At 52.0% G+C, this 24,300-nt stretch carries 21 protein-coding genes, 3 tRNA genes and 1 pseudogene; 21 read left to right on the top strand and 4 right to left on the bottom strand.

Annotated elements, in window-relative coordinates; genetic code table 11:
* The first annotated feature begins 147 nt into the window (after positions 1-147).
* From yjeM to ACJHYW_RS03390, 5 genes and pseudogenes are all read left to right on the top strand, one after another.
* Entirely contained in the window at positions 148-1,650 is a 1,503-nt protein-coding gene (gene yjeM, locus ACJHYW_RS03410) for a glutamate/gamma-aminobutyrate family transporter YjeM (protein WP_061092781.1), read from the top strand.
* A 154-nt stretch (positions 1,651-1,804) separates the two neighbouring features.
* The gene (locus ACJHYW_RS03405; protein WP_225088916.1) at positions 1,805-2,062 is read left to right on the top strand and encodes a YjeO family protein; all 258 of its coding nucleotides are present in this window, start codon (positions 1,805-1,807) and stop codon (positions 2,060-2,062) included.
* 233 nt (positions 2,063-2,295) lie between these two features.
* A pseudogene (locus ACJHYW_RS03400) lies at positions 2,296-3,089 on the top strand (IS630 family transposase).
* A 142-nt stretch (positions 3,090-3,231) separates the two neighbouring features.
* Positions 3,232-3,945, top strand: a complete 714-nt coding sequence (locus tag ACJHYW_RS03395; protein ID WP_001061059.1) for a hypothetical protein — start codon at positions 3,232-3,234, stop codon at positions 3,943-3,945.
* Positions 3,945-4,259 (top strand): YjeO family protein, encoded by a 315-nt coding sequence (locus ACJHYW_RS03390; RefSeq protein ID WP_001308294.1) that lies wholly within the window; start codon positions 3,945-3,947, stop codon positions 4,257-4,259. Before ACJHYW_RS03395 ends, ACJHYW_RS03390 begins: the two co-directional genes overlap by 1 nt.
* 29 nt (positions 4,260-4,288) lie before the next feature.
* On the opposite strand, the gene mscM is transcribed toward ACJHYW_RS03390, so the two are convergent.
* From mscM to rsgA, 3 genes are all read right to left on the bottom strand, one after another.
* Positions 4,289-7,612, bottom strand: a complete 3,324-nt coding sequence (gene mscM / locus ACJHYW_RS03385) for a miniconductance mechanosensitive channel MscM (RefSeq protein WP_001236795.1) — start codon at positions 7,610-7,612, stop codon at positions 4,289-4,291.
* A gap of 21 nt (positions 7,613-7,633) precedes the next feature.
* Positions 7,634-8,602: an archaetidylserine decarboxylase gene (asd, locus tag ACJHYW_RS03380; protein ID WP_000934920.1), complete on the bottom strand. Its 969-nt coding sequence runs from the start codon at positions 8,600-8,602 to the stop codon at positions 7,634-7,636.
* A gap of 95 nt (positions 8,603-8,697) precedes the next feature.
* Positions 8,698-9,750: a small ribosomal subunit biogenesis GTPase RsgA gene (rsgA, locus tag ACJHYW_RS03375; RefSeq protein WP_000041976.1), complete on the bottom strand. Its 1,053-nt coding sequence runs from the start codon at positions 9,748-9,750 to the stop codon at positions 8,698-8,700.
* Positions 9,751-9,844: 94 nt separating this feature from the next.
* Between rsgA and orn the strand changes: the two genes are divergently transcribed.
* The 5 genes from orn to ACJHYW_RS03350 all read left to right on the top strand — a co-directional run bounded on the left by orn (position 9,845) and on the right by ACJHYW_RS03350 (position 11,186).
* Positions 9,845-10,390, top strand: a complete 546-nt coding sequence (gene orn, locus ACJHYW_RS03370; protein WP_001295188.1) for an oligoribonuclease — start codon at positions 9,845-9,847, stop codon at positions 10,388-10,390.
* A 210-nt stretch (positions 10,391-10,600) separates the two neighbouring features.
* A tRNA-Gly gene (locus ACJHYW_RS03365) sits at positions 10,601-10,676 on the top strand.
* 36 nt (positions 10,677-10,712) lie between these two features.
* A tRNA-Gly gene (locus ACJHYW_RS03360) sits at positions 10,713-10,788 on the top strand.
* Between the two features lie 35 nt (positions 10,789-10,823).
* Positions 10,824-10,899: transfer RNA gene (locus ACJHYW_RS03355), tRNA-Gly, on the top strand.
* A 233-nt stretch (positions 10,900-11,132) separates the two neighbouring features.
* Positions 11,133-11,186, top strand: a complete 54-nt coding sequence (locus ACJHYW_RS03350) for a hypothetical protein (RefSeq protein WP_010723271.1) — start codon at positions 11,133-11,135, stop codon at positions 11,184-11,186.
* Here ACJHYW_RS03350 and queG read toward each other — a convergent pair.
* Entirely contained in the window at positions 11,169-12,308 is a 1,140-nt protein-coding gene (queG, locus tag ACJHYW_RS03345) for a tRNA epoxyqueuosine(34) reductase QueG (protein ID WP_001294197.1), read from the bottom strand. The genes ACJHYW_RS03350 and queG overlap by 18 nt on opposite strands.
* Between queG and nnr the strand changes: the two genes are divergently transcribed.
* From nnr to purA, 11 genes are all read left to right on the top strand, one after another.
* Positions 12,307-13,854, top strand: coding sequence for a bifunctional ADP-dependent NAD(P)H-hydrate dehydratase/NAD(P)H-hydrate epimerase (gene nnr / locus ACJHYW_RS03340; protein ID WP_072275282.1), 1,548 nt, complete (start codon positions 12,307-12,309; stop codon positions 13,852-13,854). The genes queG and nnr overlap by 2 nt on opposite strands.
* Positions 13,826-14,287 carry a tRNA (adenosine(37)-N6)-threonylcarbamoyltransferase complex ATPase subunit type 1 TsaE gene (gene tsaE, locus ACJHYW_RS03335; RefSeq protein WP_000981977.1) on the top strand — a complete coding sequence of 154 codons (462 nt, stop codon included), beginning with the start codon at positions 13,826-13,828 and terminating at the stop codon, positions 14,285-14,287. The genes nnr and tsaE overlap by 29 nt, the downstream gene beginning before the upstream one ends.
* 18 nt (positions 14,288-14,305) lie before the next feature.
* Positions 14,306-15,637: an N-acetylmuramoyl-L-alanine amidase AmiB gene (gene amiB, locus ACJHYW_RS03330; protein WP_000990300.1), complete on the top strand. Its 1,332-nt coding sequence runs from the start codon at positions 14,306-14,308 to the stop codon at positions 15,635-15,637.
* Between the two features lie 9 nt (positions 15,638-15,646).
* Positions 15,647-17,494, top strand: coding sequence for a DNA mismatch repair endonuclease MutL (gene mutL, locus ACJHYW_RS03325; protein WP_001122466.1), 1,848 nt, complete (start codon positions 15,647-15,649; stop codon positions 17,492-17,494).
* Positions 17,487-18,437, top strand: coding sequence for a tRNA (adenosine(37)-N6)-dimethylallyltransferase MiaA (gene miaA, locus ACJHYW_RS03320; protein ID WP_001280339.1), 951 nt, complete (start codon positions 17,487-17,489; stop codon positions 18,435-18,437). Before mutL ends, miaA begins: the two co-directional genes overlap by 8 nt.
* 85 nt (positions 18,438-18,522) lie before the next feature.
* Positions 18,523-18,831: an RNA chaperone Hfq gene (hfq, locus tag ACJHYW_RS03315; protein ID WP_001051889.1), complete on the top strand. Its 309-nt coding sequence runs from the start codon at positions 18,523-18,525 to the stop codon at positions 18,829-18,831.
* 76 nt (positions 18,832-18,907) lie between these two features.
* Positions 18,908-20,188 (top strand): ribosome rescue GTPase HflX, encoded by a 1,281-nt coding sequence (gene hflX / locus ACJHYW_RS03310; RefSeq protein ID WP_000460360.1) that lies wholly within the window; start codon positions 18,908-18,910, stop codon positions 20,186-20,188.
* Positions 20,189-20,273: 85 nt separating this feature from the next.
* Positions 20,274-21,533: an FtsH protease activity modulator HflK gene (hflK, locus tag ACJHYW_RS03305; RefSeq protein WP_000312479.1), complete on the top strand. Its 1,260-nt coding sequence runs from the start codon at positions 20,274-20,276 to the stop codon at positions 21,531-21,533.
* Positions 21,534-21,535: 2 nt separating this feature from the next.
* Entirely contained in the window at positions 21,536-22,540 is a 1,005-nt protein-coding gene (gene hflC, locus ACJHYW_RS03300; RefSeq protein WP_001232412.1) for a protease modulator HflC, read from the top strand.
* A gap of 81 nt (positions 22,541-22,621) precedes the next feature.
* Entirely contained in the window at positions 22,622-22,819 is a 198-nt protein-coding gene (locus ACJHYW_RS03295; RefSeq protein WP_001089295.1) for a DUF2065 domain-containing protein, read from the top strand.
* Between the two features lie 103 nt (positions 22,820-22,922).
* On the top strand, positions 22,923-24,221 hold the full coding sequence (gene purA, locus ACJHYW_RS03290; RefSeq protein WP_000527955.1) for an adenylosuccinate synthase: 1,299 nt from the start codon (positions 22,923-22,925) through the stop codon (positions 24,219-24,221).
* The last annotated feature ends 79 nt before the right edge of the window (positions 24,222-24,300 follow it).

Here is a 24,300-nt window from a genome sequence, read left to right as displayed (position 1 = left end):
TTTCCGCTAAAGGCCACAATTTAAGACTGGATATTTGATATCATCCAGGTATCAATTTTGTATTGGTTTTTACGCTGCCCGCTCAATGTTGGGCAGTGCAGTTCAGTGGGCGCGTTTTATACACGCGCTGAAATGAAGGATGGTTTCATGCCTCACACGATAAAAAAGATGAGTCTGATAGGACTCATATTGATGATCTTTACTTCCGTATTTGGATTTGCCAATAGCCCATCGGCTTATTACTTAATGGGTTATAGTGCGATTCCCTTTTATATATTTTCTGCATTGTTATTCTTTATTCCATTCGCCTTAATGATGGCTGAAATGGGCGCTGCTTATCGCAAAGAAGAAGGCGGTATCTATTCATGGATGAATAATAGTGTCGGACCACGTTTTGCCTTCATTGGTACGTTTATGTGGTTTTCCTCTTATATCATCTGGATGGTGAGTACCTCCGCGAAAGTTTGGGTACCGTTCTCAACATTCCTCTATGGTAGCGACATGACCCAGCACTGGCGTATTGCCGGACTGGAGCCTACGCAGGTGGTTGGTCTGCTGGCAGTGGCATGGATGATTCTGGTCACCGTCGTTGCTTCAAAGGGGATTAATAAAATTGCCCGCATTACTGCGGTGGGCGGTATTGCAGTAATGTGTCTGAATTTAGTATTGCTGTTAGTAAGCATTACTATTTTGTTATTAAATGGTGGGCATTTCGCGCAGGATATTAATTTCCTTGCATCACCGAATCCAGGTTATCAGTCCGGTCTGGCAATGCTATCGTTTGTGGTATTTGCTATTTTTGCCTATGGCGGAATTGAAGCGGTTGGTGGTCTGGTCGATAAAACGGAAAATCCAGAAAAGAACTTTGCCAAAGGTATTGTTTTTGCCGCTATTGTTATTTCAATCGGTTATTCGCTGGCAATATTTTTATGGGGCGTCAGCACAAACTGGCAGCAGGTATTAAGTAATGGTTCCGTTAACCTCGGCAATATTACCTATGTGCTGATGAAGAGCCTCGGGGTGACGCTGGGTAACGCACTGCATTTGTCACCAGAAGCGTCATTGTCGCTGGGCGTATGGTTTGCGCGTATTACCGGGCTTTCGATGTTCCTCGCTTATACCGGTGCGTTCTTTACGCTTTGCTATTCACCGCTGAAAGCCATCATCCAGGGAACGCCGAAAGCATTGTGGCCGGAACCGATGACGCGCCTGAATACGATGGGTATGCCGTCTATCGCCATGTGGATGCAGTGCGGGCTGGTTACTGTCTTCATCCTGCTGGTTTCGTTTGGCGGTGGCACCGCATCGGCGTTCTTTAACAAACTGACTCTGATGGCGAACGTGTCTATGACGCTTCCTTACTTGTTCCTCGCGCTGGCTTTCCCATTCTTTAAAGCACGTCAGGATCTCGACAGACCGTTTGTGATTTTCAAAACGCGTATGTCGGCAATGATTGCGACGGTGGTTGTCGTACTGGTTGTGACATTTGCGAACGTCTTCACCATCTTTCAACCTGTGGTTGAAGCCGGAGACTGGGACAGCACATTGTGGATGATTGGCGGCCCTGTCTTCTTCTCGCTGTTAGCGATGGCGATTTACCAGAACTATTGCAGCAGAGTGGCAAAAAATCCGCAGTGGGCGGTGGAATAACCCGATGCCCTATCGTCTGCCTGACGATAGGGCGCAATGACAGGGAATTAGTGGGATTTCGTATGCGCTATAGCGAAATTAAACTACGGGTTATCTTATGAGTGCGCGCACGTTTGTCTTATGCTGCATCTGGTTTGTTGTAGCGATCCCCTAGATAGTCATCACTTCCACGCTGGACAAAGAGTGGATGATTGATGAAGGTGGGGTTAAAAATATCTGCCATGTGCTGGAGTATCTGGAAAATGATGATACCCGCGATGTCGGTGTGATAATGACGTTACCGCTCTTTTTCCCTTTTCTCTGGTTCGCTTTGTGGCGAAAAAAACGCGGCTGGTTTATGTATGCCACCGCGCTTGTGATTTTCGGCTACTGGCTGTGGCAGTTTTTTCTGCGCTATCAGTTTTGTTTGTAGCCGGATGAGACCATCCTGCTACAAAACCTTATATACCGCCGTCCTGGCGCGCTTTAGCCGCAGAGGTCAGCGTTCACCCCGTTTGCTTACCGTTCTGAAGTATGACGAGTATATTATCCAGCTTGCAGTCACTCTGTAAGTTGGGCAAGCGATTTTTATATTAAAAACAATAAATATTCACCTTATATACCCGTGATCATTGAAGATGCTTGATTTTTCAGCAACAGAAGATCATGCTGTCCAACATGAAAATATTCATTACTGAGCAACAAAAAGCTGAACTTGAACGCCTTCATGATTCCAGTCGTGACGGGCGAGTCAGAGATCGTATTAAAGCCATTCTTCTGGTTTCCGAAGGCTGGAGTTCTGCCATGATTGCTCAGGCTTTACGCTTGCATCAGACAACGATTGATCACCATATCAGCGAATTCCTGAATAAAGGAAAACTGAAGCCCGAAAACGGCGGCTCAGACAGCAAACTCAGTGCTGAACAAACGGCCTTTTAATCAGCCAGTTATCCGATAATTTATTTCACCATACCCGCGATGTTATTGCGTTTATCACCCGGACATGGAACATCATTTTCAGCATTCCGGGGATGAATAAGTGGCTGCATCGTAATGGTTTCACCTACAAAAAACCGTCAGGCGTCCCCCATAAATTCAGTGAAGAGAAACAAAGGCAATTCATTGAATATTATGAGGAACTGAAAATAACTGTGGGTGATGAACCGGTTCTTTTTATTGATGGAGTCCATCCGACTCAGGCCACTAAAATCAGCTATGGCTGGATACGTAAAGGCCAGAAAAAAGCAGTAAAAACAACAGGCTGCCGCACACGCCTGAATATCATGGGGGCGCTGAATCTGAAAGCACTGACGTCACCGCTAATCTGCGAATATAAAACCATTCATGAATATAATGTATCCCGTTTTTCTGTCTTTTTTAACCAGACGCTGCCGGATATAGCGGACTCTCTGACATCCCGAATTAACGATCACTTTCAGGTGCTCACACCCGCATCTTGAGGTTTATTGGGTATATATGTTTTATCTTGATTATCTTAAGTCGAACCCTTTTTTATATTTTTTGTCTGTCCCATCACAAATCAGTTTTTCTGATGATAGTACTATTCTTCATTCTGGGAATGATTTTAATAAGGGACTTTAAATGAATAATCTTATTTTTTGCGAAGTTGATGAATTAGGCTTTCCTAAATGGAATGGCATTGATTATTTTCGATGGCGTTTTCTTCCGACTAATTGGACATTCAGCACGGGGACTGCACACTTATGGTTATATAAAACATCATGGTTGATTTATCACCGTGATATGTTGTGGCAATATGCCAAAGAGGCGCAAATCCCGTTATTATTACTTGCGGGCGTTGCGGCTGCTGAGGTTGGCGGAATGCCAGAAAGATTTAAACCAGTGGGGGTGCTGCAATTAAAAATAATCCTAGAGGCCGTTTCAAAGAGAGGAGGCAATACCTACTCAAACTCTACTTCAGTCGGTTCTGTCGCAATACAGTTAGGCGTTGCAGCCAGGACTATAGGGATACATCCAGATCTTTTGTCATCCTTTGAGCAGTTCCAACTTTCCCAGTGCTTACTAAATGACCGCTTCAACATTAGAGTGGTAGCATTTCATTTACGAGACCTTATACATTATGACTATCCGGAAATAGGTGACACCACTAATTTAACGGATGAGCAGTTAATTGTAGTCGGCTCCCGATACAACCGTGGTATTGAAAGAAATAAACAAGATATTATAGACTCCATTGCAGCACCGAAAGGATCCCATCAGAGAGAATACAGTGAATATGGTCGACGTATTCTTGAAAAGAAAACTGCTTTAATGAAAATAATGAATAATCTATGATGAACTGGAAATCATTTTCCCTTAACCTTATCTGGTTTGTTATAAGCATATTTTGGATAGATTTTTTATCTGTTCAAGACAAAGAGTGGTTTATCGACGGTAGAGGAATTAATAATGTTTGTGATGTTATGACATATCTTGAGAATGATGATATTCGCCCAGTTGGTATTATAATGACCTTACCATTATTCATCCCATATATTTATGCTGTTATTTGGAAGAAACAGCACTCTCTTTGGCAATATTTTGTTATTTCAATAATGCTCTTCTATTGGCTGTGGCAGTTTTCCCTGCGCTATCTGTTTTGTTGGTGAGCCGGATGAGACTATCCGGCTACAAAACCTTATAAACTTCCCGCCTGACGACCTTTGCCCGCAGACGTCAGCGTTCTCCCCGTTTGTTTACCGTTGAGGCTTTCCAGACGCATCTGGAAGGGCGGGAATGGCATATCGATACCGTGGGCATGGAAGCCTGCCAGAATTAGCTGGTGGATCTCATGGCGTAGCGGCATACGGTGACCCATCTCAGCGGCGTAAATACGCAGCTCGAAAATCTGAATCCCCTGTTGCAGATCCACCAGGAAGACTTCCGGTGCCGGGTTGTCGATCACCAGCGAGCAGCGACGCGCTGCGGTGAGCAGGATTTCCGTCACTTCTTCACTGTTGGCATCGGCAGGGGCCGGAATCGTCAACACCACGCGCGTGACCGAGTCAGAGAGCGACCAGTTGATAAACTGCTCGGTAATAAACGCCTTGTTCGGCACGATTATCTCTTTACGGTCCCAGTCGCTGATGGTGGTGGCGCGGGTGTTAATTTTCGTCACGCTACCAGTAAGATCGCGGATCGTTACCGTATCGCCAATGCGAATCGGTTTTTCGAACAGGATGATCAGGCCAGAGATAAAGTTGGCGAAAATTTCCTGCAAACCAAAACCGAGACCAACACCGAGCGCGGCGACCAGCCACTGCAATTTCGACCACTCAATACCAATCATTGAGAAGCCGACCAGCCCGCCAATCAGCATCAGCAGATATTTGGTGATGGTGGTGATGGCGTAGCCCGTACCCGGCGTTAAATCCAGGTGCTGCAAAATCGCCAGTTCCAGCAGCGCGGGCAGGTTGCGCACCAGCTGCGTGGTGATGATAAACACCAGAATGGCAATCAGCACCGCACCGAGGGTAATCGGCTCCAGACTTTCTACGCCCTGTACCGTGGAGGTGACATCCCACAGCGAAATATTTTCGAGGAAGCCGAAAGCGGAATGGATTTCTGACCACAGCACAATGACCGAAAGCAGGGCGATCAACATCAAAATTGAGCGCACCAGCCGCAAGGATTGCGCACTGATGGCATCGAGATCGACTTCGCTTTCATCTACTTCAATTGCCCCTTCCGGGCTACTGTGATGATGCGCTTCCTCTTCGCCACGCGCACGTTGCGCTAACATCTCTGCCCGGCGATGCTTCGCCCGGTCAAACGCCAGCCTGCGGCGCTGGATCAGCATCCAGCGGCGGATAACGTGATAAACCACTAGTAGCAGGAACCAGATGGCAACCGAGGTTTCAAGCCTCGCTAACAGTGCCTGCGCCGTTGCCAGATAACCCACCGCCGACGCCAGAATGGCAACCAGCGGTGCGCCAATCATCATGTTCCACAGCATATGGTTGGTAATGTTGTCACCGCTGCCTTCTTTGTTGAGATACAGCGGGATCCCGGCCTTTTTCAGACTGAGAGTGACCACCGCCAGCGCACCGCAAATGAGGATAAAGCAAAGCCGTCCCAGCGAACCGGAAAACTCGCGGTCGTCGAGATTATCGAACATCATCAGCGCCATAATCAGCGGCACGATAAGCCCAATGCTCATCAGGTAGTAGCGCATCCCACGGGAAACCCGTTCGCGCGGCCAGCCAAAATGAGCGATAAATAAGCCGTTCGGGCGGGCAAAGGTAGCGCAAATCATCACTACCCATAGCAGCGGTACGGTGGCTGTTACGCCATCACCAATCGCTACCGCCAGCGGATAAGGCCACGCCTCGCGCAAGCCGTAACCCAGCGTCATCCACAGCACCGGTAGCGGTGACGCGACGAGAATCGACCAGAAAAGAGTGCGTAACGTCAGCCAGAAGTGATCCTGAGTCACTTTGCCGACTTTCGCCGCCGAACGTTCAAGAAAACGGGTGAAATAGCGGCGTGAGTAAATACTGCAACCGACCAGAATCAACGCGCCAAACAGCGGTAAAATTGTCTCTTTACTGGTCAGCATCATCACACTGGCTTTGCCCAACTGACTGAAGGTGTCCAGCGAAATGAGACGACGCAGATCCTGGGCGATTTCCAGCGGCCAGGCGATGGTCATTGGGCGCACGTCAGAGGTCCAGAACAGATAGCGGTGCGTCGCTTCATTCACCTCTTTCAGCGCATCCTCCAGTTGCCCGTTGGAGACTTTCAGCTTGGTCAGTTCCAGCAGTAGCGTGTCTCCACCCTGCAACAATGAGTTCAGCAACTCACGCTGAGTGCGTAGCTGTGCTTCCAGAATACGGTTTTGCTCGGCGGTCAGCGGCTGACCGTCGGCCTGATGAATTTGCCTTAGCTGCGGCTGTTTATTAAGCAGATCCTCATAACGTAACCGTTGCACACGCAACTGCGCCATTTCGGTATCAAGTTGTTGTGGTTTTGGCATTTCCGGCAGCCGTGCCACCTGCGCCCGCAACGCTTCGCCGAGCAGGTTGGACGAGCCCAGCCATTGCGACTGTTCACGCAGCGTATTCAACGCCTGCCGGACCTGTAACGTCTGGCTGGCAGCCTGACGCTGTTGCGAGGCAACGAGATCCATCCGCTGCGCCTGTTGATTCAGCGCTGCCGATAGTTCGCGGTTAATTTTGAATTGCGCGACGATATCTTTCGGCAAATCGGCACTGTTTTCTGCCAGTAATTCGGTACTTTCCAGCGCCCGCTCCGCCTCAAGCTGACGTTGGCTGTTCAACTGATTACGTAAGGCCTGCAAATATGCATCCAGTTGCTGGCTCTCTTTTTCCGCCAGCTCTGAGCGTAAACGCGCTAATTCCTGGCGGTTATTGGCGGACAGCTGCGCCAGTTCCAGTTCATCGACGAGCGCTTTCAGGCGTGCGGAGTCAGACTGCAACGCGAAATTTTGTGCCTGATTGAGCGGGGAATTGCCGGTAAGCGTCCCCAGGCGGCGCTCGATTTCATTTAACTGACGGCGGGCATCGGTTTGCTGTTGCGGCAGTTGATTCAGCGAATCGGCAATCTCGCGGGCGCGTTCCTGCTCTTGCTGGGCCTGACGGCTTTTATCCAGCAACTGGCTGCTGACCTGGAGAATTTCCTGATTCAGCGCGTCGGTAGACATTCCCGGTGACACGCTGCGCGGCTCGTCACGCATGTTGTTTAATTGCGCGCGCAGAGTAGCGGAGAGTTTCGGATAATTATCAATGACTTCTTGATATTGCTTGATGCGCTCAAGGGAACCTTTTCGTTCCTCAAGCGCATTTAAGGCAGACTGGAGCGCCTCTACGACTTCCGGTTGCGCGGGTTTCGCCGCTTTTGCCTGCTCCAGTTCTTGTGAGATTTGTTTGCTATCGGGGGCCGTCGCGGCGTACGCCCCCCAACTGAGGCACCAGGCCATCAGAAAAGTGATAATCAGGCGCACGTCAGCGTTTCCTTTGATGGATTAGACCTGGTCTTTTTTGTCGTCAACCAATGGGCTGGCGTCGTGTTCTGCTTCGATCTCTTCAGCAGGAAGCGGGGCGGGTTCAGCGTCTGGCGTAACAAAGGTTTCGGTAGATACTGCCAGCGGCTGGCCAATTTTCGTGACAGACAGGCTTTCCAGTTGCTCAACCAGATTCACTTTACCCGGTGCAAACAGGTTGATAACGGTGGAACCGAGTTTAAAGCGACCCATTTCCTGGCCTTTCAGCAGTGCCACAGAACCGTCGTTTTCCCCGGCAGGCCAGGTCCAGCGCTTGATGATACCTTCGCGCGGCGGCGTAATGGTGCCCGCCCAGACCGTCTCAATGCTGCCTACAATCGTCGCCCCGACCAGAATCTGCGCCATTGGGCCAAATTCGGTATCGAACAGGCAGATCACGCGTTCGTTACGGGCAAACAGATTCGGCACGTTCTGAGCGGTGAGATGGTTAACGGAAAAGAGATCGCCCGGCACGTAGATCATCTCACGCAGAATACCGTTGCACGGCATGTGTACGCGGTGGTAGTCACGCGGGGAGAGGTAAGTGGTCACAAACGTACCGTTGCGGAACAGGTCCGCCATCAGATAGTTGCCTGCCAGCAGGGCTTCGAGGCTGTAGTTGTGGCCTTTGGCTTGCAGGATTTTATCTTCTTCGATTTTACCCAACTGGCTGATAACGCCATCGGCAGGCATAACCAGTACATTCGGATCGGTATCGATTGGGCGTACTTCGTCACGCAGCGGACGGACAAAGAATTCGTTAAAGGTGCGGTAGCTGGCGGTATCCGGCTTTTGCGCCTCTTTCATGTCGACCTTGTAGTATTTAACGAACAGATCGATAACCAGTTTTGTCAGCCATCCTGCCCGCTTGCTTGCGCCCCAACCCGCCAGGCGAGTAAGCCATAGTTTCGGCAGAATGTACTGTAGCGAAAGTTTAAATGAATTTAACAAGGTAGCCTCCAGGCCATTGTTTTGTCGTTCCTGATCCGGCCTACATGCCGGATCCTGAAAAAAGGGGACGATTCTAACGACGGTTAGCTTAATTGTCAGTCATCCGTATCAGAAAAGTTTTTACGCGTTTTTACCTGCGCCATGCTTTCCAGAATACGGTGATAGTTTTCGAAACGGGTTTCCGCGATTTTCCCTTCCTCAACCGCTTCCCGGATAGCGCAGCCCGGATCGGTATCGTGTTTGCAATCGCGATATTTACACAGACCTAAGTAGTCATGGAATTCGACAAAGCCCTGAGTGATTTGTTCCGGCTCCAGGTGCCAGAGGCCGAACTCACGCACTCCTGGGGAGTCAATCACATCACCGCCGTGCGGGAAGTGATACAGCCGAGCGGCGGTCGTGGTGTGCTGACCGAGACCCGAGTTGTCAGAGACATCGTTGGTCAGGATCTCTTTTTGCAGCCCCAGCAGCGCGTTCAGCAGGCTGGATTTACCGACGCCAGACTGCCCGGCAAAAATGCTGATGCGCCCGGTCAACGCCTCTTCCAGCGGTTTCAGCCCATCCTGAGTATGACTGGAAACCATCAATACGCGATAACCGATATTGCGGTAGATATCCATCTGCTCGTTGACGAACTCCATGCCTTCGTCGTCCAGCAGGTCTATCTTGTTGAGCACAATAATCGGCTCAATCTGCAAGGTTTCGCAGGCCACCAGGTAACGGTCGATAATATTGAGCGACAGCTCCGGCAAAATGGCGGAGACAATGACAATCTGGTCGATGTTGGCGGCAATAGGTTTCACGCCGTCGTAGAAATCCGGACGCGTCAACACCGAGGTGCGCTCATGCACCGCTTCCACGATCCCTTTGACATTTACTCCTTCCGCCGCCGGTTTACCCGGACGCCAGACTACGCGGTCGCCGGTCACCAGCGAACGGATGGTACGGCGAATATTGCAGCGGTGAACGTCGCCATCTGCGGATTCCACATCAGCGTGCATACCAAAGCGGCTGATGACGATACCTTCATCAGGCTCGCCAAACAGATTGTCGTCGTAGTCGGGCTTCTCCTTAGACGTTTTAAGACGACGCTGGTGATTGGCGTTCACGCGGCGCTGCTGGCCTTTGGAGAGTTTATTTTTACTCAATCGTACAGACTCCTGGTCGCCCCTGATGGGCAAAACATCTATGATACACGCAATTGTGGATCAATATAGTCACTGTGAATGGGTGGAAAATAGCATGAGTGCCAATGAAAACAACCTGATTTGGATCGATCTTGAGATGACCGGTCTGGATCCCGAGCGCGATCGCATTATTGAGATTGCCACGCTGGTGACCGATGCCAACCTGAATATTCTGGCAGAAGGGCCGACCATTGCAGTACATCAGTCCGATGAACAGCTGGCGCTGATGGATGACTGGAACGTGCGCACCCATACCGCCAGCGGGCTGGTGGAGCGCGTGAAAGCGAGCACGATGGGCGATCGTGAAGCTGAACTGGCAACGCTCGAATTCTTAAAACAGTGGGTGCCTGCGGGAAAATCGCCGATTTGTGGTAACAGCATCGGTCAGGACCGTCGCTTCCTGTTTAAATACATGCCGGAGCTGGAAGCCTACTTCCACTACCGCTATCTCGATGTTAGCACCCTGAAAGAGCTGGCGCGCCGCTGGAAGCCGGAAATTCTTGACGGCTTTACCAAGCAGGGGACGCATCAGGCGATGGATGATATCCGTGAATCGGTGGCGGAGCTGGCTTACTACCGCGAGCATTTTATCAAGCTGTAAAATTTTTCCTGGTCACGTAAGCGCCGGAATCCACTTGCGGCGGCGTGATTTTGACGCTAAATTGAACGTCTTGCTGATAATTTCAGCACTTGAGATAAAAACTCAAAAAAAATTTTTTAGGGGGGTTGCAGAGGGAAAGATTTCTCGTATAATGCGCCTCCCGTAACGACGCAGAAATGCGAAAATTACGAAAGCAAAATTAAGTAGTACGCGGGAATAGCTCAGTTGGTAGAGCACGACCTTGCCAAGGTCGGGGTCGCGAGTTCGAGTCTCGTTTCCCGCTCCAAAATTTGAAAAGTGCTGCAAAGCACAGACCACCCAAGCGGGAATAGCTCAGTTGGTAGAGCACGACCTTGCCAAGGTCGGGGTCGCGAGTTCGAGTCTCGTTTCCCGCTCCAAAATTTGAAAGTGCTGTAAAGCACAGACCACCCAAGCGGGAATAGCTCAGTTGGTAGAGCACGACCTTGCCAAGGTCGGGGTCGCGAGTTCGAGTCTCGTTTCCCGCTCCAAATTCTTCTCTCAATAAAATATCCACAGCGACGCGATGCGGTATTGCTGGTTTTTGTTGTCTCTGACAAACTCTTGTAAACAGAGTTATCCACAGCCTCAGGCCGTAATCTTAATTTCAAAGAAACTTCGCACGGTGAATAGTATTTTTTTAACCTATTGATAGATAAGTTAAAAATTAAGATTTCGTTTTGTCGTATCGATCACTTGACGATTTTTTCCGGCTTGAATTGCAATGCGTTTTTATTTTTATTCACAAGCTGTGGATGAATCAGGCGTCACGCGGTAACCCTTTTTCAATCACCCGAACCAGACGCTGTTTTTTCGGTAATTGCACTTCGACCACGCACGCATTTCGCCTCTCGATTTGCTGCGCAATCGCCCACGCTATGTGCTCATCAAGAAGTGGGTGCTCACCTTTACGACTTTCCAGCGCCGCCAGAATCGTTTCATCCCAGGGCGCATTGCCTAAGGCTACGGCAATATTACGCAGCCAACGCAGGTGACCTATACGGCGAATCGCCGAACCTTCCGTGACTTTTAAAAACTTCTCTTCACTCCAGGCGAATAACTCAATGAGTTCCGGTGCGTGTAGCGGCTTACGCGGGCTGAAATCGTCTTCTGTAGTGAGTTGCGAATAGCGATTCCACGGGCAGATAAGCTGGCAGTCATCGCAACCGTAAATACGGTTTCCCATTAACGGTCGCAACTCTTCCGGGATCGCCCCTTCCAGTTCGATGGTGAGATAAGAGATACAGCGGCGAGCATCGACGGTATATGGCTCGACGATGGCACCGGTCGGGCAAATCGTCATACAGGCCACGCATTTACCGCATCCTTCCTCGACTGGTTGATCCACGGGCAGCGGAATATCGACCAGCAATTCGCCTAAAAAAAAGAACGAACCGGCCTCGCGATTGAGGATAAGTGAGTGCTTACCTGTCCAGCCAAGACCTGCTTTTTCAGCTAACGGGCGCTCGAGAATAGGCGCAGAATCGACAAACGGTCTAAAATTCAGCGAAACACAATGTTGCTGAATCATCTCGCCCAGCTTTTTGAGTCGGTTGCGCAGAAGCTTGTGATAGTCACGGCCCAGCGCATAACGGCTAACATAGCCGAGTTTGGGATTTTTCAGCGTGCTGGCAAATGCGGCGTTAGCAGGAAGGTAATTCATCCGCACGCTGATCACGCGCAGCGTACCGGGCAATAATTCGTGAGGACGAGCACGCAGCATACCGTGACGCGCCATCCAGTCCATTTCGCCGTGGTATTGTTTGTCCAGCCATGCTTGCAGTTTGGGCTCGGACGCGCTGAGATCGGTATCGGTAATACCTACCTGCTGAAAGCCCAGTTCCAGCCCCCACTGTTTAATTTTTTGCGCTAACTGATTGAGATCGAGGGGCTCTGACATGACGGACCATACAATGAAGAAAAACCCCATAAGTATACCACACACCGTCTGGTACGCCGACGATATCCGCCGCGGAGAACGCGAGGCGGCAGATGCGCTGGGGCTCACACTCTATGAGCTGATGCTTCGCGCTGGCGAAGCCGCATTCCAGGTGTGTCGTTCGGCTTATCCTGACGCCCGCCACTGGCTGGTGCTGTGCGGTCATGGTAATAACGGCGGCGATGGCTACGTGGTCGCGCGACTGGCCAAAGCGGTCGGTATTGATGTCACGCTGCTGGCCCAGGAAAGTGACAAACCGTTGCCGGAAGAGGCCGCGCTGGCACGCGAAGCATGGTTAAACGCGGGAGGCGAGATCCATGCTTCGAATATTGTCTGGCCCGAATCGGTAGATCTGATTGTTGATGCGCTGCTCGGCACCGGCTTGCAGCAAGCGCCTCGTGAATCCATTAGCCAGTTAATCGACCACGCTAATTCCCATCCTGCGCCGATTGTGGCGGTTGATATCCCTTCCGGCCTGCTGGCTGAAACTGGCGCTACGCCAGGCGCGGTGATTAACGCCGATCACACCATCACTTTTATTGCGCTGAAACCAGGCTTGCTCACTGGAAAAGCGCGGGATGTTACAGGACAACTGCATTTTGACTCACTGGGGCTGGATAGCTGGCTGGCAGGTCAGGAGACGAAAATTCAGCGGTTTTCGGCAGAACAACTTTCTCACTGGCTGAAACCGCGTCGCCCGACTTCGCATAAAGGCGATCACGGGCGGCTGGTGATTATCGGTGGCGATCACGGCACGGCGGGGGCTATTCGTATGACGGGGGAAGCGGCGCTGCGTGCTGGTGCTGGTTTAGTCCGAGTACTGACCCGCAGTGAGAACATTGCGCCGCTGCTGACTGCACGACCAGAATTGATGGTGCATGAACTGACTATGGACTCTCTTACCGAAAGCCTGGAATGGGCCGATGTGGTGGTGATTGGTCCCGGTCTGGGCCAGCAAGAGTGGGGGAAAAAAGCCCTGCAAAAAGTTGAGAATTTTCGCAAACCGATGTTGTGGGATGCCGATGCATTGAACCTGCTGGCAATCAATCCCGATAAGCGTCACAATCGCGTGATCACGCCGCATCCTGGCGAGGCCGCACGGTTGTTAGGCTGTTCCGTAGCAGAAATTGAAAGTGACCGCTTACATTGCGCCAAACGTCTGGTACAACGTTATGGCGGCGTAGCGGTGCTGAAAGGTGCCGGAACCGTGGTCGCCGCCCATCCTGACGCTTTAAGCATTATTGATGCCGGAAATGCAGGCATGGCGAGCGGCGGCATGGGCGATGTGCTCTCTGGTATTATTGGCGCATTGCTTGGGCAAAAACTGTCGCCGTATGATGCCGCCTGTGCAGGCTGTGTCGCGCACGGTGCGGCAGCTGACGTACTGGCGGCGCGTTTTGGAACGCGCGGGATGCTGGCAACCGATCTCTTTTCCACGCTACAGCGTATTGTTAACCCGGAAGTGACTGATAAAAACCATGATGAATCGAGTAATTCCGCTCCCTGATGAGCAGGCAACATTAGACCTGGGCGAGCGGGTAGCGAAAGCCTGCGATGGCGCAACCGTAATCTATCTGTATGGCGATTTAGGCGCAGGTAAAACCACCTTTAGCCGGGGCTTTTTACAGGCTCTGGGTCATCAGGGTAATGTCAAAAGCCCCACTTATACGCTGGTCGAACCCTATACGCTCGACAATTTAATGGTTTATCACTTTGATTTGTACCGCCTTGCCGATCCCGAGGAGCTGGAGTTTATGGGGATCCGCGATTATTTTGCCAACGATGCCATCTGCCTGGTGGAGTGGCCACAACAAGGTACAGGTGTTCTTCCTGACCCGGATGTCGAAATACACATTGATTATCAGGCACAAGGCCGTGAGGCGCGCGTGAGTGCGGTTTCCTCTGCGGGTGAATTGTTGCTGGCGCGTTTAGCCGGTTAACCTTTGAAAGGTGGCGGGATGATGTATCGCATCAGAAATTGGTTGGTAGCGACGTTGCTGCTGCTGTGCGCGCAGGTGGGTGCCGCGACGCTCTCTGATATTCAGGTTTCTAACGGCAACCAACAGGCGCGGATAACGTTGAGTTTTATTGGCGATCCTGATTATGCGTTTAGCCATCAAAGCAAACGCACCGTGGCGCTCGATATCAAACAAACGGGGGTAATTCAGGGGCTGCCGTTGTTGTTTAGCGGCAATAATCTGGTGAAGGCGATTCGCTCCGGAACGCCTAAAGATGCACAAACGCTACGGCTGGTGGTCGATCTCACCGAAAACGGTAAAACCGAAGCGGTGAAGCGGCAGAATGGCAGCAATTACACTGTTGTCTTTACGATTAACGCCGATGCGCCGCCACCGCCTCCGCCAGTGGTTGCGAAACGCGTTGAAACGCCTGCGGTTGTCGCACCGCGCGCCAGCGAACCGGCGCGCAATCCGTTTAAAACCGAAAGTAACCGCACTACGGGGGTTATCAGCAGTAATACGGTAACGCGTCCGGCAACGCGCGCGACGGCTAACACAGGCGATAAAATTATCATCGCTATTGATGCCGGACACGGCGGTCAGGACCCTGGCGCTATCGGCCCCGGTGGTACGCGGGAGAAAAATGTCACCATCGCCATCGCGCGTAAATTGCGTACTTTGCTCAATGACGATCCGATGTTTAAAGGCGTTTTAACCCGTGACGGGGATTACTTTATCTCGGTGATGGGGCGCAGCGATGTGGCACGTAAGCAAAACGCCAATTTCCTCGTGTCGATTCACGCTGATGCCGCACCGAACCGCAGTGCGACTGGCGCTTCCGTATGGGTGCTCTCTAACCGTCGTGCAAACAGCGAGATGGCAAGCTGGCTGGAACAGCATGAGAAACAGTCGGAGCTACTGGGCGGAGCGGGCGATGTGCTGGCGAACAGTCAGTCTGACCCCTATTTAAGCCAGGCGGTGCTGGATTTACAGTTCGGTCATTCCCAGCGGGTAGGGTATGATGTAGCGACCAGTATGATCAGTCAGTTGCAACGCATTGGCGAAATTCATAAACGTCGACCAGAACACGCCAGCCTTGGCGTTCTGCGTTCGCCGGATATCCCATCAGTACTGGTCGAAACCGGTTTTATCAGCAACAACAGCGAAGAACGTTTGCTGGCGAGCGACGATTACCAACAACAGCTGGCAGAAGCCATTTATAAAGGTCTGCGCAATTATTTCCTTGCGCATCCGATGCAATCTGCGCCGCAGGGTGCAACGGCACAAACGGCCAGTACGGTGACGACGCCAGATCGCACGCTGCCAAACTAAGGACGATTGATGCCAATTCAGGTCTTACCGCCACAACTGGCGAACCAGATTGCCGCAGGTGAGGTGGTCGAGCGACCTGCGTCGGTAGTCAAAGAACTGGTGGAAAACAGCCTCGATGCAGGTGCGACGCGTATCGATATTGATATCGAACGCGGTGGGGCGAAACTTATCCGCATTCGTGATAACGGCTGCGGTATCAAAAAAGATGAGCTGGCGCTGGCGCTGGCTCGTCATGCCACCAGTAAAATCGCCTCTCTGGACGATCTCGAAGCCATTATCAGCCTGGGCTTTCGCGGTGAGGCGCTGGCGAGTATCAGTTCGGTTTCCCGCCTGACGCTCACTTCACGCACCGCAGAACAACAGGAAGCCTGGCAGGCCTATGCCGAAGGGCGCGATATGGACGTGACGGTTAAACCGGCGGCGCATCCGGTGGGAACGACGCTGGAGGTGCTGGATCTGTTCTACAACACCCCGGCGCGGCGCAAATTCCTGCGCACCGAGAAAACCGAATTTAACCATATCGATGAAATTATTCGCCGCATTGCGCTGGCGCGTTTCGACGTCACGATCAACCTGTCGCATAACGGTAAAATTGTGCGTCAGTACCGCGCAGTGCCGGAAGGCGGGCAAAAAGAACGGCGCTTAGGCGCGATTTGCGGCACCGCTTTTCTCGAACAAGCGCTGGCGATTGAATGGCAACACGGCGATCTCATGCTGCGCGGCTGGGTGGCCGATCCAAATCACACTACGCCCGCACTGGCGGAAATTCAGTATTGCTACGTGAATGGTCGCATGATGCGCGATCGCCTGATCAATCACGCGATCCGCCAGGCCTGCGAAGACAAACTGGGGGCCGATCAGCAACCGGCATTTGTGCTGTATCTGGAGATCGACCCACATCAGGTGGACGTCAACGTGCACCCCGCCAAACACGAAGTGCGTTTTCATCAGTCGCGTCTGGTGCATGACTTTATCTATCAGGGCGTGCTGAGCGTGTTACAGCAGCAACTGGAAACACCGCTACCGCTGGACGATGAACCCCAACCTGCACCGCGTGCTATTCCGGAAAACCGCGTGGCGGCGGGGCGCAATCATTTTGCTGAACCGGCAGTTCGTGAGCCAGTAGCTCCGCGTTACACTCCTGCGCCCTCCTCAGGCAGTCGTCCGGCTGCCCCCTGGCCGAATGCGCAGCCAGGCTACCAGAAACAGCAAGGTGAAGTGTATCGCCAGCTTTTGCAAACGCCCGCGCCGATGCAAAAACCAAAAGCGCCAGAACCGCAGGAACCTGCACTTGCGGCGAACAGTCAGAGTTTTGGTCGGGTACTGACTATCGTCCATTCCGACTGTGCGTTGCTGGAGCGCGACGGCAACATTTCACTTTTAGCCTTGCCAGTGGCAGAACGTTGGCTGCGTCAGGCGCAACTGACGCCGGGTGAAGCGCCAGTTTGCGCCCAGCCGTTGCTGATTCCGCTGCGGCTAAAAGTTTCTGGCGAAGAAAAATCGGCATTAGAAAAAGCGCAGTCTGCCCTGGCGGAATTGGGTATTGATTTCCAGTCCGATGCACAGCATGTGACCATCAGGGCCGTGCCTTTACCCTTACGCCAACAAAATTTACAAATCTTGATTCCTGAACTGATAGGCTACCTGGCGAAGCAGTCCGTATTCGAACCTGGCAATATTGCGCAGTGGATTGCACGAAATCTGATGAGCGAACATGCGCAGTGGTCAATGGCACAGGCCATAACCCTGCTGGCGGACGTGGAACGGTTATGTCCGCAACTTGTGAAAACGCCGCCGGGTGGTCTGTTACAATCTGTTGATTTACATCCGGCGATAAAAGCCCTGAAAGATGAGTGATATCAGTAAGGCGAGCCTGCCTAAGGCGATTTTTTTGATGGGGCCGACGGCCTCCGGTAAAACGGCGTTAGCCATTGAGCTGCGTAAAATTTTACCAGTAGAGTTGATAAGCGTTGATTCTGCCCTTATTTACAAAGGGATGGATATCGGGACGGCGAAGCCGAACGCTGAAGAGTTACTCGCCGCGCCGCACCGATTGCTGGATATTCGCGATCCGTCGCAGGCTTACTCGGCTGCTGATTTTCGCCGCGATGCGCTGGCGGAAATGGCCGATATCACCGCAGCGGGGCGGATCCCACTGTTAGTGGGCGGTACGATGTTGTATTTCAAGGCATTGCTGGAAGGGTTGTCGCCGCTACCGTCGGCAGACCCGGAAGTGCGGGCCAGAATTGAGCAACAGGCGGCAGAGCAAGGTTGGGAGTCATTGCATCGTCAACTTCAGGAGATCGATCCGGTTGCGGCAGCAAGGATTCATCCAAATGATCCACAAAGGCTTTCCCGGGCACTGGAAGTTTTTTTCATTTCGGGTAAAACTTTAACGGAACTGACGCAAACGTCAGGAGACGCTCTACCGTATCAGGTGCATCAGTTCGCCATCGCCCCGGCGAGTCGTGAACTGCTCCATCAACGAATTGAGCAGCGTTTTCATCAGATGTTGGCTTCAGGTTTTGAAGCAGAAGTCCGGGCGCTTTTTGCCCGAGGAGATTTGCATACGGACTTGCCTTCCATTCGTTGCGTGGGTTATCGCCAGATGTGGTCTTACCTTGAAGGCGAAATCTCATACGATGAAATGGTTTATCGAGGTGTTTGCGCCACGAGACAGTTGGCGAAGCGGCAGATAACCTGGCTGCGTGGTTGGGAAGGGGTTCACTGGCTTGACAGTGAAAAACCAGAACAAGCGCGTGACGAAGTATTACAGGTTGTTGGTGCTATCGCAGGCTGAATGTGTACAATTGAGACGTATCGTGCGCAATTTTTTCAGAATCGAAAGGTTCAAAGTACAAATAAGCATATAAGGAAAAGAGAGAATGGCTAAGGGGCAATCTTTACAAGATCCGTTCCTGAACGCACTGCGTCGGGAACGTGTTCCAGTTTCTATTTATTTGGTGAATGGTATTAAGCTGCAAGGGCAAATCGAGTCTTTTGATCAGTTCGTGATCCTGTTGAAAAACACGGTCAGCCAGATGGTTTACAAGCACGCGATTTCTACTGTTGTCCCGTCTCGCCCGGTTTCTCATCACAGTAACAACACCGGTGGCGGTACCAGCAGTAACTACCATCATGGTAGCAGCGCGCAGAATACTTCCGCGCAACAGGACAGCGAAGAAACCGAATAAGGTTTCGGGCTGTTTTTTTTACACGGGGAGCCAGCGATCCTGCGTTCCCCGCTGATCTATTTAGAGGGTTATACGCTTGTTTGACCGTTATGATGCTGGTGAGCAGGCGGTACTGGTACACATCTATTTTACGCAAGACAAAGATATGGAAGACCTCCAGGAGTTTGAATCTCTGGTCTCTTCCGCCGGTGTCGAAGCATTGCAGGTGATTACCGGTAGCCGTAAAGCGCCGCACCCAAAGTATTTTGTAGGTGAAGGTAAAGCAGTTGAAATTGCGGAAGCTGTCAAAGCGACGGGTGCTTCGGTCGTTCTTTTTGACCATGCCCTGAGCCCGGCGCAAGAGCGTAACCTGGAGCGTTTGTGCGAGTGTCGTGTTATCGACCGCACCGGCCTTATTTTAGATATTTTCGCCCAACGTGCGCGTACCCATGAGGGTAAGTTGCAGGTTGAGCTGGCGCAGTTGCGCCATCTGGCTACGCGCCTGGTGCGTGGCTGGACCCACCTTGAAAGACAGAAAGGCGGGATAGGTTTGCGTGGTCCGGGTGAAACCCAGCTCGAAACCGACCGTCGTTTGTTGCGTAATCGCATCGTGCAGATACAGTCGCGCCTGGAAAGAGTTGAAAAGCAGCGTGAGCAGGGGCGGCAATCGCGTATCAAAGCCGACGTTCCTACTGTTTCGCTGGTGGGATATACCAACGCCGGTAAATCTACCCTTTTCAATCGCATCACCGAAGCGCGGGTCTACGCGGCAGACCAGTTGTTTGCCACCCTCGACCCGACGTTGCGGCGTATTGACGTCGCGGATGTCGGTGAAACCGTACTTGCAGATACCGTAGGGTTTATTCGCCACCTGCCGCACGATCTGGTGGCGGCATTTAAAGCCACGTTACAAGAGACGCGGCAAGCCACATTACTGCTGCACGTCATTGACGCGGCGGATGTGCGTGTACAAGAAAACATCGAAGCGGTGAATACGGTTCTTGAAGAGATCGACGCTCACGAGATCCCAACCCTGCTGGTGATGAACAAGATCGATATGCTGGAAGATTTCGAACCGCGTATTGATCGGGACGAAGAGAACAAACCGATCCGTGTCTGGCTTTCCGCACAGACCGGAGCGGGGATACCACAGCTTTTTCAGGCTTTGACGGAGCGGCTTTCCGGCGAGGTGGCGCAGCATACATTGCGTCTGCCACCGCAGGAAGGGCGTCTGAGAAGTCGTTTTTATCAGCTTCAGGCAATAGAAAAAGAGTGGATGGAGGAGGACGGCAGCGTAAGTCTGCAAGTTCGTATGCCGATCGTTGACTGGCGTCGCCTCTGCAAACAAGAACCGGCGTTGATCGATTACTTGATCTAACGGCGTAGCGTCTGAAGCGTGGAGTCATATCCTCTGGCGTCGAAAGACAACAGGGATCACCGCATAACAAATATGGAGCACAAACATGGCGTGGAATCAGCCCGGTAATAACGGACAAGACCGCGACCCGTGGGGAAGCAGCAAACCTGGCGGCAACTCTGAGGGAAATGGAAACAAAGGCGGTCGCGATCAAGGGCCACCTGATTTAGATGATATCTTCCGCAAGCTGAGCAAAAAGCTCGGTGGTCTGGGCGGCGGTAAAGGCACCGGATCTGGCGGTGGCAGTTCATCGCAAGGCCCACGCCCGCAGCTTGGCGGTCGTGTCGTTACCATCGCAGCGGCAGCGATTGTCATTATCTGGGCGGCCAGTGGTTTCTATACCATTAAAGAAGCCGAACGTGGCGTGGTAACACGCTTTGGTAAATTCAGCCATCTGGTTGAGCCGGGTCTGAACTGGAAACCGACGTTTATCGACGAAGTCAAACCGGTGAACGTGGAAGCCGTGCGTGAACTGGCAGCTTCTGGTGTGATGCTGACGTCGGACGAGAACGTAGTGCGCGTTGAGATGAACGTGCAGTACCGCGTCACCGATCCGGAAAAATATCTGTATAGCGTGACCAGCCCGGATGACAGTCTGCGTCAGGCTACCGACAGCGCCCTGCGCGGGGTTATCGGTAAATACACCATGGACCGCATTCTGACGGAAGGTCGTACCGTGATTCGTAGCGATACCCAGCGCGAACTGGAAGAGACGATTCGTCCGTATGATATGGGTATCACTCTGCTGGACGTCAACTTCCAGGCAGCTCGTCCGCCGGAAGAAGTAAAAGCGGCGTTTGACGATGCGATTGCCGCGCGTGAAAACGAACAGCAATACATTCGTGAAGCAGAAGCGTATACCAACGAAGTTCAGCCGCGTGCGAACGGTCAGGCGCAACGTATCCTCGAAGAGGCGCGTGCGTACAAGGCCCAGACCATCCTGGAAGCTCAGGGTGAAGTGGCGCGCTTTGCTAAACTTCTGCCGGAATATAAAGCTGCGCCGGAAATTACTCGCGAGCGTCTGTATATCGAGACGATGGAAAAAGTGTTGGGTAACACCCGCAAAGTGCTGGTTAACGACAAAGGTGGCAACCTGATGGTTCTGCCGTTAGACCAGATGCTGAAAGGTGGTAACGCCCCTGCAGCGAAGAGCGATAACGGTGCCAGCAATCTGCTGCGTCTGCCGCCAGCCTCTTCCTCCACAACCAGTGGAGCAAGCAACACGTCGTCCACCAGTCAGGGCGATATTATGGACCAACGCCGCGCCAACGCGCAGCGTAACGACTACCAGCGTCAGGGGGAATAACGATGCGTAAGTCAGTTATCGCGATTATCATCATCGTGCTGGTAGTGCTTTACATGTCTGTCTTTGTCGTCAAAGAAGGTGAGCGCGGTATTACGCTGCGTTTTGGTAAGGTACTGCGTGACGATGACAACAAACCTCTGGTTTATGAGCCGGGTCTGCATTTCAAGATACCGTTCATTGAAACGGTGAAAATGCTCGACGCACGTATTCAGACCATGGACAACCAGGCCGACCGCTTTGTGACCAAAGAGAAGAAAGACCTGATCGTCGACTCTTACATCAAATGGCGCATCAGCGATTTCAGCCGTTACTACCTGGCAACGGGCGGTGGCGACATTTCGCAAGCGGAAGTGCTGTTGAAACGTAAGTTCTCTGACCGTCTGCGTTCTGAAATTGGTCGCCTGGACGTGAAAGACATCGTCACCGATTCCCGTGGTCGTCTGACCCTCGAAGTACGTGACGCGCTGAACTCCGGTTCTGCGGGTACAGAAGATGAAGTTACTACCCCGGCGGCAGATAACGCCATTGCCGAAGCGGCAGAGCGCGTAACGGCTGAGACGAAGGGCAAAGTTCCGGTCATCAACCCGAACAGTATGGCGGCGCTGGGTATTGAAGTTGTCGATGTGCGAATTAAGCAGATCAACCTGCCGACCGAAGTGTCTGAAGCGATCTACAACCGTATGCGCGCCGAGCGTGAAGCGGTAGCGCGTCGTCACCGTTCACAAGGTCAGGAAGAAGCGGAAAAACTGCGTGCAACTGCCGACTATGAAGTGACCAGAACGCTGGCAGAAGCTGAGCGTCAGGGCCGCATCATGCGTGGTGAAGGCGATGCCGAAGCAGCCAAACTGTTTGCTGATGCATTCAGTAAAGATCCAGACTTCTACGCATTCATCCGTAGCCTGCGTGCTTATGAGAACAGCTTCTCTGGCAATCAGGACGTGATGGTCATGAGCCCGGATAGCGATTTCTTCCGCTACATGAAGACGCCGACTTCCGCAACGCGTTAATATAACGACTGCGGTACAGGTCAATAAAGCCACCGCATCCTCAGGGATGTCGGTGGTTTTCTTTTTCTATAAGGATAATCAATGAATTCGACAATCTGGCTGGCGCTTGCCCTGGTTTTGGTGCTGGAAGGTTTAGGGCCGATGCTTTACCCGAAGGCATGGAAGAAGATGATCTCTGCGATGACCAATTTGCCCGATAATATTTTACGTCGTTTTGGCGGTGGACTTGTGGTTGCGGGCGTTGTGGTCTACTACATGTTGAGGAAAACGATTGGCTGAACAAAAAACAGACTGATCGAGGTCATTTTTGAGTGCAAAAAGTGCTGTAACTCTGAAAAAGCGATGGTAGAATCCATTTTTAAGCAAACGGTGATTTTGAAAAATGGGTAACAACGTCGTCGTACTGGGCACCCAATGGGGTGACGAAGGTAAAGGTAAGATCGTCGATCTTCTGACTGAACGGGCTAAATATGTTGTACGCTACCAGGGCGGTCACAACGCAGGCCATACTCTCGTAATCAACGGTGAAAAAACCGTTCTCCATCTTATTCCATCAGGTATTCTCCGCGAGAATGTAACCAGCATCATCGGTAACGGTGTTGTGCTGTCTCCGGCCGCGCTGATGAAAGAGATGAAAGAACTGGAAGACCGTGGCATCCCCGTTCGTGAGCGTCTGCTGCTGTCTGAAGCATGTCCGCTGATCCTTGATTATCACGTTGCGCTGGATAACGCGCGTGAGAAAGCGCGTGGCGCGAAAGCGATCGGCACTACCGGTCGTGGTATCGGGCCTGCTTATGAAGATAAAGTGGCACGTCGCGGTCTGCGTGTTGGCGACCTTTTCGACAAAGAAACCTTCGCTGAAAAACTGAAAGAAGTGATGGAATATCACAACTTCCAGTTGGTTAACTACTACAAAGCTGAAGCGGTTGATTACCAGAAAGTTCTGGATGATACGATGGCTGTTGCCGACATCCTGACTTCTATGGTGGTTGACGTTTCTGACCTGCTCGACCAGGCGCGTCAGCGTGGCGATTTCGTCATGTTTGAAGGTGCGCAGGGTACGCTGCTGGATATCGACCACGGTACATATCCGTACGTAACTTCTTCCAACACCACTGCTGGTGGCGTGGCGACCGGTTCCGGCCTGGGCCCGCGTTATGTTGATTACGTTCTGGGTATCCTCAAAGCTTACTCCACTCGTGTGGGGGCAGGTCCGTTCCCGACCGAACTGTTTGATGAAACTGGCGAGTTCCTCTGCAAGCAGGGTAACGAATTTGGCGCAACTACAGGTCGTCGTCGCCGTACCGGCTGGCTGGACACCGTTGCCGTTCGTCGTGCGGTACAGCTGAACTCCCTGTCTGGCTTCTGCCTGACTAAACTGGACGTTCTGGATGGCCTGAAAGAGGTTAAACTCTGCGTGGCTTACCGTATGCCGGATGGTCGTGAAGTGACTACCACTCCGCTGGCAGCTGACGACTGGAAAGGTGTAGAGCCGATTTACGAAACCATGCCGGGCTGGTCTGAATCCACCTTCGGCGTGAAAGATCGTAGTGGCCTGCCGCAGGCGGCACTGAACTACATCAAGCGTATTGAAGAGCTGACCGGTGTGCCGATCGATATCATCTCTACCGGTCCGGATCGTACTGAAACCATGATTCTGCGCGACCCGTTCGACGCGTAATTCTGGTACGCCTGGCAGATATTTTGCCTGCCGGGCTAACAGTGTGATACATTGCTGTGTCGGTTAAGCCATTACGCTT

It is taken from the genome of Escherichia sp. WS3063 (assembly GCF_046486595.1).
Lineage (GTDB): Bacteria > Pseudomonadota > Gammaproteobacteria > Enterobacterales > Enterobacteriaceae > Escherichia > Escherichia coli.
This window is presented reverse-complemented; position numbering and strand designations above follow the sequence as displayed.